The sequence below is a fragment of the Ruegeria sp. AP12 genome, assembly GCF_056540025.1.
Window position 1 is genome coordinate 96,514 of sequence record NZ_JBQFVZ010000005.1, and the last position, 13,502, is coordinate 110,015.

General features: G+C 56.6%; 10 protein-coding genes. 1 reads left to right on the forward strand and 9 read right to left on the reverse strand.

Going from position 1 to position 13,502, the window contains the following annotated elements; translation table 11 throughout:
* Nucleotides 1-34: 34 nt before the first annotated feature.
* A complete protein-coding gene (locus ACR0E6_RS14605; protein WP_480584614.1) occupies nucleotides 35-1,207 on the forward strand; it encodes a glycosyltransferase family 4 protein in 1,173 nt (390 codons plus the stop codon).
* 6 nt (nucleotides 1,208-1,213) lie between these two features.
* On the opposite strand, the gene ACR0E6_RS14610 is transcribed toward ACR0E6_RS14605, so the two are convergent.
* The 9 genes from ACR0E6_RS14610 to ACR0E6_RS14650 all read right to left on the reverse strand — a co-directional run bounded on the left by ACR0E6_RS14610 (nucleotide 1,214) and on the right by ACR0E6_RS14650 (nucleotide 13,296).
* Nucleotides 1,214-2,083 (reverse strand): sulfotransferase, encoded by an 870-nt coding sequence (locus ACR0E6_RS14610; protein ID WP_480584616.1) that lies wholly within the window; start codon nucleotides 2,081-2,083, stop codon nucleotides 1,214-1,216.
* 7 nt (nucleotides 2,084-2,090) lie between these two features.
* Entirely contained in the window at nucleotides 2,091-3,281 is a 1,191-nt protein-coding gene (locus ACR0E6_RS14615) for a glycosyltransferase family 4 protein (protein ID WP_170453777.1), read from the reverse strand.
* Between the two features lie 14 nt (nucleotides 3,282-3,295).
* Nucleotides 3,296-4,510 carry a polysaccharide biosynthesis/export family protein gene (locus tag ACR0E6_RS14620; protein ID WP_480584618.1) on the reverse strand — a complete coding sequence of 405 codons (1,215 nt, stop codon included), beginning with the start codon at nucleotides 4,508-4,510 and terminating at the stop codon, nucleotides 3,296-3,298.
* Nucleotides 4,507-5,838, reverse strand: a complete 1,332-nt coding sequence (locus ACR0E6_RS14625; protein ID WP_170453779.1) for an O-antigen ligase family protein — start codon at nucleotides 5,836-5,838, stop codon at nucleotides 4,507-4,509. The genes ACR0E6_RS14620 and ACR0E6_RS14625 overlap by 4 nt, the downstream gene beginning before the upstream one ends.
* The gene (locus tag ACR0E6_RS14630; RefSeq protein ID WP_170453780.1) at nucleotides 5,828-7,171 is read right to left on the reverse strand and encodes a lipopolysaccharide biosynthesis protein; all 1,344 of its coding nucleotides are present in this window, start codon (nucleotides 7,169-7,171) and stop codon (nucleotides 5,828-5,830) included. Before ACR0E6_RS14630 ends, ACR0E6_RS14625 begins: the two co-directional genes overlap by 11 nt.
* Nucleotides 7,168-8,598 carry a pectate lyase family protein gene (locus ACR0E6_RS14635; RefSeq protein WP_480584621.1) on the reverse strand — a complete coding sequence of 477 codons (1,431 nt, stop codon included), beginning with the start codon at nucleotides 8,596-8,598 and terminating at the stop codon, nucleotides 7,168-7,170. The genes ACR0E6_RS14630 and ACR0E6_RS14635 overlap by 4 nt, the downstream gene beginning before the upstream one ends.
* Nucleotides 8,549-10,315: a polysaccharide biosynthesis tyrosine autokinase gene (locus tag ACR0E6_RS14640; protein ID WP_170453782.1), complete on the reverse strand. Its 1,767-nt coding sequence runs from the start codon at nucleotides 10,313-10,315 to the stop codon at nucleotides 8,549-8,551. The genes ACR0E6_RS14635 and ACR0E6_RS14640 overlap by 50 nt, the downstream gene beginning before the upstream one ends.
* 206 nt (nucleotides 10,316-10,521) lie before the next feature.
* Nucleotides 10,522-11,688 carry a glycosyltransferase gene (locus ACR0E6_RS14645; protein ID WP_480584623.1) on the reverse strand — a complete coding sequence of 389 codons (1,167 nt, stop codon included), beginning with the start codon at nucleotides 11,686-11,688 and terminating at the stop codon, nucleotides 10,522-10,524.
* A gap of 267 nt (nucleotides 11,689-11,955) precedes the next feature.
* A complete protein-coding gene (locus tag ACR0E6_RS14650; RefSeq protein WP_480584626.1) occupies nucleotides 11,956-13,296 on the reverse strand; it encodes a GDSL-type esterase/lipase family protein in 1,341 nt (446 codons plus the stop codon).
* Nucleotides 13,297-13,502: the final 206 nt, after the last annotated feature.

Consider the following 13,502-nt stretch of genomic DNA (forward strand, 5'->3'; position numbering starts at 1 on the left):
GGGCCCGCATTCACATACAAGAAAACCCAAAATCGTGTTCGTCGGCAGCCTGACGACGTCGCTGACCAACTTCCGCTATGACATTCTCAAGGAACTGTCCCAACGCGCAGATGTTATTGCCTGCGGCCCGGAACGGCACCCCAAGACCGAAGCTACCTTGGCCGATTTGGGAATTGAGTTCCGACAATTTCCTTTGTCGCGAGCCGGGTTGAACCCGTTTCAGGATCTGTCGTCGCTTCGGTCCCTGATCCGGATCTGCCGGGACGAACGGCCGGACATGGTGGTCTCGTACACCATGAAACCGATGATCTTTAGCGGGCTTGCCGCGCGGCTGACCGGTGTGCCGCAAAACTATGCGATGTGTACCGGGCTTGGATATGTGTTCTCGGAAGACGATCAATCGTTCTTCCGAAATCTGTTGCGCAAACTGTCCGTCGCCCTGTACCGCATTTCACTGAAAGACGTGGATGAGGTTTTTGTCTACAACTCTGTCGACGCGGCAGAGTTTCGATCCCGACGCCTGATCGCGGCTGACGTGCCCATGCTTCAGATTCCCGGCTCGGGCGTCAATCTGGAACATTACCAGCATTCTGAACCACCCAGCGGCCCGCCCGTCTTTCTAATGGTTGCGCGCCTGCTGCGGTACAAAGGCGTGTTCGAATATGTCGAGGCCGCCCGGATGCTGCGGCAGAAATACCCGGACGCGCGGTGCCAGCTTTTGGGCCCGCTAGACGACAACCCCAATTCGGTCAGTGCCGAGCAATTGTCCCAATGGCAAAAGGACGGAGATATTGAATATCTGGGGGAAACGGATGACGTACGCCCCTATCTGCGGGATTGCTCGGTCTTTGTGCTGCCGACGGCGTATCGCGAAGGTATTCCGCGTTCGATCCTCGAGGCGATGTCAACCGGGCGTGCGGTCATAACTACCGATGCGCCGGGTTGTGAAGATGCGGTGTCTGACGGGCAAACGGGCTTTATTGTTCCGATGCGGAACTCTCAGAAACTTGCTGACGCGATGCAGCGCTTTGTCGAAGACCAGGGCCTGATTGCGACTATGGGTCGTGAGGCGCGTCATCGGGCGGAAAATGAGTTCGATGTCGCGCGGGTCAACACGATATTGCTGCGGAAAATGGGACTGATGAGCGAACACGAAAGCTTGCCGCCATCAGGACTGTCGATCCAAATGGCGGCAAACGAGGCGTAGAGCCTGTTAAGCAACCGAAGGGTCAGGGGAACCGGAGCGAACCGCTGGCTCGTCGGTTTTCACAAACTCCTGCAGGCTGGTCCATTGCCGCGATATTCCCGGCATATATCCATTCAGTTCATCAGCGTCCTTGGCAAAAAACTCTGCCATTTTCCGGGACAGATCGGCCGGCAATGGGGGGTATTCCACCTTTCGCGCCAAGGCATTGCGCACGGCCTGCACCGGCCAGGTATTTCGGACAGGATCCAGCAACGGCCTTACCGGGCCAAGCACCCGGCGCAACCCGCGCGGAACCAAGGGAATTTCCTTATCCTTCACGCGCGTTTGTAGCGGAGGGTTCAGCGTACCCGCAAATCCGATATGGCCGCTGACCTTTGCCAGCTGCTCTTGCGCAGCGGTCCGGACGTCTTCGTAAGCCAGCAGCAAAACGTGATCTGCCGGAAACAGTTCGTAAAAGCGCCGCAGGTGGAAGGCATATAGCCCGTCATTCAAAAACCGTTGATCGGCGGCGCGGTCCGGGTCCAGATGAGCGTAGATGTCGTCATTCACCTCACCCCGACGAAACAGCATGCAATAGTCCGAATAGGCACGTTGCACAGGATCGCGCATCTGAACGATCAGCCGCACACCCGGACAATCGCGTTTGATCCGCTCGGCCGCCTTGGGTGCCGTCATATAAGAGTTCGATTTCTCACCAACCAGCTGAGCGCCGCCCGTGGCCCCAAAATAACTGCCATACCAATCCGGCCCGCGTTCGTATTCACGAGAGAAATAATGCAGTTCCGGATCCGGCATGAAAATTTCCTCCGTCTCCATCAGCGACATCTGCAACCAGGTCGTCGCGCATTTTGCGGCACCGATGATCAGAAAATCCATTTGTCTTTCAAGCGGCATTAATCAGGCCCCTTCGCTTAACAATGCTTTCATAAATTGAACTGACCCGAGCGACATGCACATCGCGGCTCATGCTTTGGTGCACGTTATCTCGTGCCGCTGCCGTCACTGACTTTTTCAGGTCCGGCGACTCCAGAAGCTGTCGTACGGGGTCAACAAATGCGGACGGGTCATAGGGATCCACCAAAAACCCGCTGCGACCGTTTTCGATTGCCTCGGGATTGCCGCCATGGTTGGTCGCCACAACAGGTGTTCCCAGATGCATGGCTTCGATCAATGTCCGGCCAAAGGGTTCGTCCAGTGCCGTGACCAACAGCGCGTCGACACCTGCCATGGCCTCAGCAATGGGCGACCTGTGACCCATCAGGTGGATTTGTTCGGTAATGCCCAAAGTGCGCGCCAAATCCCGGCATGTGTCTGCCAAACCTATATCGGCTGTCTCTTCCTGACCAAACACCACCCCGTGCACGGGGCGGTCCGGAATGGCGGCAGAAATCTCTGCCACTGCGCGGACGAAGTGATCTGGCCGTTTTCTTGTGTTGAGCAGGCCAAAATACCCCAGCAAGACCGCATTCTCGGGCAGGCCCAATTCCGTGCACAAGGCTGCGTGACAGGTCGAATGTTCGGGCGGATCGCTGGAAAAATCGAACGGGCTGCGCACAACTTCGAACCGGTCATCTATTGGCCGGATCGGTTTAATGGGACGGGCAAATTCGGAAACCGAGAGGATCTTGTTGGCAAAGATCGGCGCAATCTTGTTGATGCCCGAGGCATCAGGGCCCTGTCGGTGATACCAAACAAACCGGGTCCCCGCCAAACGCGCCGGAAGCGCCCAGTTGGCATGCATGCGCCCGTCATTTGTGGTGACGATGTCAATGTTAAGCTGTTTCAGAATTCGAACAAAGCGGGGCACCGAGCGGGTTAGATATTTCGGCAGCGAGGCGTCACTGTCCGAGCGGCTGTAAGACGGTGCAATAATGCCGGGCTCGGTGATCAACTGATAATCCAGCCCAAGGGACGAGATATATTCCCCCAGATCACCGGCTTCGCGATGCAAGGCAATGATGGGCTCAAACCGCGCGCGATCAAGGGCCGCCACAAGGCTCAGCGATGAGATATGACTGCCCCCGATCTGATCCCCGCCGACATAGGGGAAAAACACCCGGATGGGATTTGGCATAACAATATTCCTGACTATTCAGTGTTTGGTGATAAAATAACGGTCCGGCTAACGACCAATGTGTCGCCGGGAAGCAATGCGCCAACAGCATCAAATGCGTCGGACAACAGCTTGGATTCTCTGGTTACACTGTATTCAATAACGGTTTCGCCCACCGGCTCGGCATCAGTTGCAAGACCCGCCGCGACCACCTCATTATGTAGGGTCTGTGCCGTCGCAAGCCGCGTGCGCAACGTGAGCAATTCTTGTTCAACCTGATTGAGGCGGGTCAGGGCCTGTGATCTGGCCGTATCTACCAGAGCCAATTCGTCCCGTTGCGCGCGGTTGAGCTGTTGCTTGGCGTTCAGCAGCGCAATCTCCAGATTGAGCCGCTCGGATATCAGGTTGCTGAGCGAGATATTCAGCGCCGTGACCCGCGCATTGACCGCCAGCCCCCGTTCCTTCAGTTCATTCACGCTTTCCAGATCTTTCCGCGTAAACTCGATCTGTTCTTCGCGCAGCTTCAGCTGTTCTTCCAGGCTTTTGATCTGCTGCTCCTGAACCTCCTGCAATTCGCGAAGGCTGACTCCCTGCCCGCTGCGGGCCGTCTGGGTGGCCGCAAGGATTTGACCTTCCAGCCCGCCGATCTCGGCGGTTGCATCCTGATCCTCGGAAGACAGGGCATCGAGATCGGTCGTAAGACGCTCGTGCTCGTTTTCCAAAGCTGCGATTTGCGTGGTCAGCAAACGGATTTCGCCGCCCAGGCTGAGTGTTTGGAAGTCATTCCCGGACCCCAGCTGCAATGGCGGTCGCAAGGGGCCGCCAGCCAGGGCCAAAGCCTGCTGTGCCGTCAAACCGGGCCGGAACGGATAGGCACCGGGGGCCGTGACATCGCCCAGAACATAGACGGGCAGATGGTCGATCACCTCAATCGCGACATGTGGCGGTTCAGCAAGTCCCACCTGCCGCCGCAAACGCGTTTCGATCAGTTTGGACAAGGACTCCAGCGTGTTCCCACTGGCTTGAATCTGTCCCGCCAGCGGCACCATCAGGGTTCCGTCCGGGCCGATTTTGTATTCGCCCGAGACCCCGTCCCATTGAACAAATGACGACACGACAGGATCCCAGCGCATCGCGCGCAGCAACAGGCGGTCATGTTCAAGAAGCTCATAGCTTTCAGCATGCGCAACTGCCGGGACGTAGCCCATCGACATCAGGGCGCAGCACAAAATAAGTCTTATGAATTTCAATGCGTGATCCTCCCGGTACGCGGTGTTGCAGTATTGTTTTGGTGATTGGCCAGACCGGTTCTGAACTCGGCCATGCACGATGCGCTTAGCGATAGTGCAAGGATCAGAGGAACATTCCAGAACCGGGGATAAAAGGCCGGAAACATGTTCAGCATGACGCTGTAGACCATCAGGATGGTCAGTGTGATCGCGGGTACCTTGCGGGACCCGTTGGATGCAAATGCCAGCCATGCAAGATAGATACCTGTCAGGATAAAGCCGACAAGCCCGAGGAGCGAGATCAACCCACCCTCGGTCAACGCAAGAAGATACATGCTGTGAACCGGTGCGCCATGGTCGCTGACGGTACGGTATTGTTCGGCACCCAGCCCTAGGAACAGAGTATCCTGCGCGACATGCAATGCCTCTTGGATCAAGAAATACCGGCCATCGAATGTGCCGGCTTCGCTGATGTCGCCATCAACCAACGCGCCAAGGACCCGGTCCTGAAACACTTCGGGCAGGAAATACTGGCCAAATTCAAGCATCGAGAACAGGGCGATCAGGAACCCGACCAGGGTGATCACAATGCTGCGCCTCGTTCCGCATAGGAAAACGATGATGATGGTGCCAAGCGTGCTGATCAGCAGGCCACTGTTCGATCCGGTCAGAATGACCCCGTAATAGAGCGCCGGCAGACATATGACCAACCAGATGGCCTTGATTTCTTTCAGATAGTACAAGCCCAACGTAAGGATGATCGCGATCGCGGCCAGTGTGGCACATTCGTTTTCACGCTCGATCAGAGATCGCATCCTGCCGTTGTAAGACAGCAGGCGCGGCCCCGCGTCTTCGACGAAGTGAACGATATAGGCGCCGAATACCATCACAAAGGTGATGGACACGATCAGCACCCGCAGCAATGCGATCACCTGCGGGTAGCTTCGTGCCCCCAGCAACAAGGGTAGCAGCATCAGCGAAAAGAAATACTGCGATACCACGGTGACCAGTTCGACCGGATTGCCGTTTACCAGCGAGCTTATAGTCAGCCCCCCGGCGAAAAGGAAAAAGGACAGATACCACATGCCACTGGCGCGGCCAAAGTAGTTGAGAGGCAGACGTTGCTGAGACACCAGAACAATAACGGCGATCACCGCGCAGGCGTCAGAGGCTGTGAAATAGACCGCTTGCAAGCGCAGGTAATTGATGGGTGCCAAAGCAACCACAAGGAACAGAAAGAACCCTTCCAGCCCTGTCAAACCGGCGCGTCTGAAACCGAAGACATCCGGCACCTGAAAACCGCTGTGTTGAGCCGGTTTGACGGGTTGGTGCAAAGCGTCAGCTTTCACGAGGCACCCCCTTGTTGACGGCTGCACTGACAGCCCGTTTCAACACGATACTACACAAAACCAACCAAATGGCGTTACAAATCAAGTGCGACGCAGCAGCCCCGGCTACCCCGAAAGTTGTGACCATCGGGTATATCAGGACAAAAAACAGCCCGGTAATTAGGGCACCGATCCTGACCATCGCGCGGTCCTGTTCCAGGCTCAGCAGCGCGGGGTTGACGATGCAGCCAAACAGATAGAACCCAACGGCCACAGCCTGAATTGCAACAACAGGAACTGCAGGGCCGAATTCCGGCCCGAAGAACGCCAGTATGATCTTATCCAGCTGCCAGATGACCGGTGTCAGCACCAGCACCAGCACCACCGCAAATCCGGCGCTTATGTTGCGCAGGATTTTCCCCAGCTTCGCGACTTGTCCGCGTGCCGAAAGCCGCGTGAATTCCGGGTAGATCGTTTGGCTGAGCGGGCGACCCAGTCGCAGTGCCGCATCTCCGCAGCGCCGCGCGATATGGTAGTAGCCAACCGCAGTTGCCGGAACCATTGCGGCAAGAATAATGACGTCCAACCGTTGCGAGGTTTGGCGTAAAATGACCGAGAGGTTGCTGTTCCACATGAACCGCAGGAATCCCGGATTCTCGGCCAGCGTTTCCCGGATACCGCCAAACTGCAACCGATGTCCGCGTTTTCGCATCTGGGTCAGGCCCACCAGATAGGCCAATGTGCCGTCCAGCAGACTTATGAGAACGAAAATCGCGGCAAACCCCACAAGACCCAAGTCCAATACCCAGGCCATGATTGCCAGAAACGCCCGAAACGCCGCTGTTGCACTGTCCAGTTTGGCCAGAATGTCAAAGCGGTCATAGATGCGAAGCAGTGAAATACCTGTCGCCCGCAGCGACAGGACACAGGCTGCCGCCCCGACCGGCAACAGCCAGAAATAGGTGTCTTCCAGTCCAAGCAATGGTGCCAAAATGGGCGCGAGAAGAAATGCCACGGTGGCCGCTAGCACTCCGCCAGCCAAGTCCACGAGCACGGACAGGCCGATCAACCGTCCGAAGCGATCCACCTCATCGTTTTCCAGCGCCGTACTGGCATGTCGAATGACGGCCTGCCACGGCTCCAGATGCAGCAATCTGGCCATAATTCGGCTGTAGGCCTCCAGAACAGCAATCAGCCCCAGCCCCGCCGCACCCAATGCGCGCGCGCCAAAGGCAAGATAGACCATTCCAAGCAGAGCAACCGCAACCTGTGCCGAGAAAATCCACTTGAGATTGCGCAGAAGGCGCTTTTTCAACGGCTCATCGCGAAGCCCGGATGACAGGCGCGCAGTCAAGACAGGTCTCCGGCCATGATGGCAAGCCATGTTTCAACATGGCTCAACCCCGTTTGCGGATCCAAAGCCCACGGATCATCAATGCGGTTGGGATCCAGCCCATCGCGGGTTTCTTCCCAAGCATCGGGCAAACCGTCCAGATCGCTGTCGGCGACCGGATTGGCAGACGCAATATCGGGCCAGCCGCCAACTTGCTCGACCTTGTCGATGATCTGACCGGTGCAGTTTTGAACATCCCCGATGATAGCCCCATCCAGCTTATCCGGTTCGCGGTGCCCTTCGATCCGATCCCCTGAACGGCTCAGCACCGTTTCAAGCGCTTCGGCGGCCGGGAGGGGATCTGTCGTCAAAGGCCAGCTTCCGGGAGGAACCTGTTGCTGCATGGCGACCACGTCCAAAACCTCGAACCGGCGCGCGCGGCAGCCGTCGGGCGTGCCTGCAATGTTGCCCTCGGCCCAAAGGGCAACGGCATAGTCATCCTCCCACTCGAACACCTGAACGGCTTCGGGCGTTTTGCGGATGGTATCGGGGCCGGTCAGGGCGACATTCCCGATATAGGCGACAGCAGCGTCGCCCAGCAGGTCGTAGAACTCGCCAAACTGGCTGATTGGATTGTAGAAAACGTTGTTGATGACCTCGACCGGGCCAATATCAGTTGCCTTGATGTCCGGCTGCCGGTCACGGTGATGCGCAAACAGATTTCGGATCAACGAGATCCGGCCGCACGCATTCGTGGGACCTTCGTCCGAGCAGATCAGCGCCCCTTTGGAGTGACGCCCCTTGGGATGGTTCGAACGATCCAGGCTAAGCGCAACAATACTGTCCGCCAGTGTTATGTCCTGCGCGGTCGCGTTCGATACGTGAATGTTGACCGTCTCGTCCGAGGCGAACGCCAGGGACAGGTTGCCAAGATAGACGCGCTGACCGTTTTCTACCGTTACCGCATCCACAACCGATGACTGTTCATCCGTGACCCCGGGACGCGCTTTCAGAAAGCGCACCACGACATCGTTCACGTTCTTCAATATCAGCGTGCCGACTTTCCCTTCGACAATCCGCAGCTGTATGCCATCCCCGGGGGCAGTCTGTCCGGCGATATAGGTGTTTGGTCCAACCCAAATTGCGTTCGTCAGGTCGATAGTCCCGCTAACCGCAAAGACACATATGCGTGGGGGGCCGTTGCCTTCGGCACAATCCCGAAGCGACCCCGGACCACTGTCGTTCAGGTTGGTCACAGTCAGAACACTGCCGCCCTTCCAGCCGACAGCACCAGCGCCATAGCCTACGGCACCCGGAAAGGCAGACTCTGCCGCGACATCTTGCGCCAAAAACAAAGCAACGCTCAGGGCAATGACGGTCGACGCGCGCGCAATCAGCTTAGTAGTAGCCTGACTTATTGTAGGAATAATAGTCGGCGCCACCGCCATAACCATATCTCCTGTGCTTGCGGGTGTTCACGTCGTTGATAATTGTTCCCGTGACGTCAATTCCGTTACGCTCCAGCTTGTCCACGGTGTCGCGCAGGACGGCCTCGCTGGTATTGCCCCAACGCACAACGATCAGGGTTTTGTCGACAAGGTCGCCCAACCGGCACGCATCATGCACGATCAGAGTTGGCGGAGTGTCCACGATTACCAGATCGAAATGCTTGCGCAGCTTGGTGTTCAGGCGCTTGAGCGTGCTTTTTGCATTGGCCGGCGACTGATCGTCCAGCATGTGCAGCGACAGAAGGTGGAACGCAGTCTCGCCGTTGACGACAACCGGCTGAGGCACAACTTTATCCGCCAAAACATCCGCGGCGCTGGCGGGTTTGGCATCCGATCCAACAAGCTTGGTCGCGCCTCTTTTGTGGTTGTCCAGATCAAGGACCAGAACTTTCATCTGCTCTTTTGCAGCGGCCGCAGCGATGGAAACGGCGACGGTGGATTTGCCTTCGCCGGGAAGGCCGGATGTGATCATGACGATCTTGCCATCCGTGACCAGATTGAACCAAAGCGTCAGGAACCCGCGCAGCGCCTGAAAGAAGGACGGGGTCGCGTCGCCCTCAAGGAACCAGGATGACGTATTCTCGCGACTGAAAAATGTGCGTTCCTTGATGCTTGGCAGGAACCCAAAATTCGCAAGGCCGGAAATTCGGGCGGTCTGGCGTTCGCTCCAAAGACGGTAGTTCAGGCCTTCCAGTAACAGCGCTGCGATAAAGGCCAAGGCCAGACCGGCAACACCGCTGACCGCAACCGCAACACGCGGGTTTGGCCAATACGGCTCAACAGGAATGCGCGCGAATGAGACCTGACGCGCGCCTTGACCGGCAAACTCCAACTGTGTCTCAAGCTCATTCAGCTTTTCGATTGAGTTCTGATACCTGAGGCGCAGCAGTTCAATCGACCGTTCCATCCGCATCAAGGCCAGTTCCGAGCGTGTGCGCTCATGCAGGGCGACCTGAATCTCGGCCAGTTCCTTCGCCACACGGTCGGATTCGTCTTTCAGCGCCTCGTCGTCCTTGACGGCATCATAGATCGAAGACAGACGGTCGTTCTCGGCACGCAACCTGTCAGGCAGGGTCAAATCATCCAGTTTGTTTTGCCGAATGAACGCCGCCAGTTGCAGTTCGGATTGCGAGAGTTCTTCGCCCAATTCACTGACCCGCGTCCGCAGGAAGGTGATGGAATCCGAAATCAGCTCGGTCCGCTTCAGCTTTGAGCGCAGGATATAGGTCTCGGCAACGGTGTTCGAGAATTTGGCGGCCAGAAGCGGGTCGTTGGATGTTGCGATAATCTCGATGGCCAGGCTTTCGCCCCGGCGAACCACCTTGTAGGACCCCAGCGTTTTGTCGATGACCTTTTCTCTGCGATCTGCTGTTGAGCCGGGCGTTCCAGGGTCTGCATATGGCACAAAGGTCGGATCATTGAACAATGACATTGCTTCGGCCACATCCGCCGCAAACTCGCGGGACCGCAGAATATCCATCTCGGTTTCGATAACCGCGCGGGTCAGTTCAAAGGTTTCCAGTTCAACCTCGGTCGCGCTGACCCGGGTCTCGAGCATCGTCATGACAACGGTTGAAACTGTGCGGTAGCGTGGCTCGAGCAGGCGAACCGCCAGGAATGTAATCCCGACGACCACCGCAACAATGGCCAGCATCATTGGCATATGTCTTCGCACAATGTGCGAAACGCCATCTAATCCGACGCGACCTTCACTTTGCGACACAACTGTATGTTCAATTCTCTCTTGAACCGTCATATTCAAACCCTTTTACCGCAATAGCGGTACACTCACTCTTAAAACTTCCGGGGCTCGAACGTGCATTTGCCGAAAAACCGAGCCCGCCAGCCTGAGTTCACACAAACCTAGGCAGACTTCGACAAACCACTATTGCTCGACGCCTTAACATACATCGCCTTAAGATAGGCAACCTCGTGCAACTGTATATACCTCTCGGCAGAAAATTCCGACTTAATTCTTTCACGGGCCAGTTGGCCCAACTCCGCGCGCTTGTCCGGTCCCGCATCCAGAAGTTGCGCCACGGCCCCGGCCTGAGCGTCCGGATCAGCCGGTGGAACGACAAGCCCGGAGTTGCCGACAAGAAAGCCGCTGTCACCCACATCCGTTACGACGCAGGGAACCTGGCATGCCATTGCCTCGGCCACCGCCAGTGGGAAGGCTTCGCCCCAGGCTGAGGACAGCAGAAAAATATCGAGACCCGGCACCAGTTTTTCCACATCGGGTCGGCCTTCGAAGGCGCTGACCCTATCGCTGATGCCCAAAGCGTTGGCCTCGGCCACCGCAGGGCTTGTCGTGGTGCCCTGCCCAAAGATCACCGCATGCACATCGTAGCCGGATTCAAGCAGCTTTGCCGTTGCCCTGACCATCGAAACATGATCCTTCATCGGATGGCTGCGGGCAAAATTGCCGACAAAAAACCTGCCGTCATTCACGCCGCACAGATCCTCAAGCCGCTTGCGCGCCGCATCGTCCGGGCGAAACATATTGGTGTCGATCGCATTGGGGATAAGCGCCGAATTCGCGCCCGAGAACCCAATAGCCTCGTGCTGTTTGCGCGATACGTCCGAACAATAGGTAATCTGCCCGGCGAAGCCTGACAGTTTGGCCAGCGCGCGTATCAGAATGCGGTTTGAGCGTTTCTCGTTCTGAATGTCCTGCAAGGAATGGTGCACCGCCCAGACAAGCCCGGGTTTCGAAGTGATGCGCCCGGCAATTGCGGCCCAGGCCGCCATGCATCCGTGATACATCCATCCATGCACGACGTCCGGAGCGAGTTCCCTGACCGCACGGCGCAGGTTCACCAGCGAGCCCGGCGTCACCTGCCCTTCCCGCAAATTCAGCGAAGTGACATTGACCCCCAAAGAGCGGATCGGCTCTGCAATAACACCGTCACCCATCAACGAGACCACCGAATGATCGCGGGCGTCAGATCCCAACGCCGCTAAATATCTTTGCAACATAATTTGGGCACCCCCAACATTGGTGCCCGTAATCACATGAACAACTTTCATTAAAAATACCTGCTACAAATCAAACAACGGAACAATGATGTAGTTCACAATTCTAAAGAATGAGCCTGCGAAGTCTTGGATTGCCACTGGTTTGTGACGGAAAGTGCGGTTTCCAGATTATTGTTGAAGGAATAGCTTCAATCATTTCGAATCTACTTTGATCGTCAGCATCACCTATTTGAACTCACATCGGCTATAAATTGACAATTAATTACAAATACTTAAAGCGTTATGTGCGCTTCCATAAGCAGCACCGTCACCAACGGCTCAGTTCATAAACCCCCTTTGTTGCAATCCTGCTGCGATGGCCTCGGCCGCCAGCGACGCCCCGGCCGGGCTGAAATGCGCGTCTGACGCGTACAAATCCTTGGGCCTGGGATGCGCTTCAAACTGATCTGTCAGGTCGATCACCGCCAGCCCAACCTCGTCGGCGGCGCTTTGAACCAAGTCTCTGAGCGGGTCGTGCAGGAAGTCCTGCGAAATCAAACCACTAAAACGGTCGACCGGGGGCACGAAGACGATAACAAGCTCGCCCCCCCATTGCGCCACTATGTCCTCAGCGAGGCTGAGAATATCCTTGTACTCGGGTTGTGGCGCGACCGCCTGCGGGTAGTGAAGCCCCAACAGCTTGGCCGTTTTTTGCAAGGCGAGGAAGTTTCGAACAACACGTCTGGATTGGAAATAGTGGCTCAGGGACAAGTCCATGCTGCCCCACTGTTGATCAATCTGATCTGTCAGCGTTGCAATCTGTTGATCCGATTTGGCGACAGGCCCGAAATCCACCCCGTCTTCCAGAGCTTGTGCAAGCCACGGCATTGTCAGTTCGCGGTTCAGGTTTCGCCAGTCATTGCCTGCAAAGAACACCATTATCGTCAAATCCGGCTCAAAGGCCGGGCCATAGCGCCCCAAGACCGCCAGTTCGAACAAGGGCCCGGCGCTGCGGTGCCCCAGATTCAACAAGTTGGGGGAATAGGCGCGCAACTGGTCCGCAAGGTGTTCACCGTCTTGCAGGCAGAACCCCTCAACAAACGAGTCCCCCAGCACCAAAACCTCAATGTCGCCATCATAGACAGAGTCGGGATTCCGGAACCCTAACCTGTCGGGCTCATACGTGACCGGCTGGCCATCCAGCGAACACAGAAACATCTGGTTCTTGGGCTGCGGTGCCAAAACCGCCTTGCTCAACTGTTTCAGTTCGACTGCGTTATTGACGCTTTTCAACGTCGCAGCGGGCGGCAGGTTTTGCAGATACGGTGCCAGATCAACATCGTCCTTCACAATGCCGACCGACCCCAATTCGCCTTGTAGAGATTTGACGCTGATATAGCCTTCGAACAGAAATAGCGTCGCCAACAAGGTGGACATGCAAATCCCGACCATCAGCCGTGTGTCGCGTCGTGTGAACACTGCAGCAAGCACCAAAAACAGGCCCAATGCAGCCGGAATCAGAACATAGCGCAGCAACCGCGCGGTGCCGGCGGCGTATTCGGCGAAGTTGACCAGAGCGTAAGCCGCCGTGGCAAAAAAGTACAAAGCCGGGATCAAGCACAGAATCCGGCCTAACCGTTCGCCACGCCCAACGCTGTCCAAATGATTGCTCCCGTTCATGTAGAAACTCTGCCCTTGGCCCAGCGACCGAGGCGCATGGGCGTTAAGTCTCTGATAATCTGCACGCATTCCTGAAATGCAAGACAAGTCGTTCAAGCTTTTTCAACGGCTGCGTGAGTGTTGCCAAACTGAACCTTGAGTTGTGCTTTTTCCTTAAACCTTAATTAATTTGGAAACGAAAAACAAAGGGCAGGCCGATAAAGGCC